Annotated in this window: 1 pseudogene; it reads right to left on the bottom strand. The window is 59.4% G+C overall.

The features are described from left to right. Nucleotides 1-254 (bottom strand): annotated as a pseudogene (gene metL / locus SB719_RS21390) (bifunctional aspartate kinase/homoserine dehydrogenase II); the annotation flags it as partial.

The raw sequence follows: 254 nt of genomic DNA, 5'->3' as shown, positions 1-254 counted from the left end.
ACGACTCTTCATCCTGCTCAACCGCTTCATCGTTGAAGAAGGCTAACGCGCGGCTGGCGTCCAGCCCGTCATAGCTCAACAGGCTGCGGCGGCTGTCCACCACACCTGCCAGCACAAACTCAAAGCCGGTACGTGCCGAAAGCGTGCTCTGCTCACGGGCGAACAGTTCCAGCCAACGGGAACCGATATTGCCCTTACCGAACAATACCAGGCCGATGCGTTTTTCTGCGCGGAAGACGGACTGATGCAGCCCC

Source organism: Pantoea sp. SIMBA_079 (assembly GCF_046940275.1).
Taxonomy (GTDB): Bacteria; Pseudomonadota; Gammaproteobacteria; order Enterobacterales; family Enterobacteriaceae; genus Pantoea; species Pantoea borealis.
Note: the sequence above shows the minus strand (reverse complement) of the source record. Positions and strands in the feature narration are given on the sequence as shown.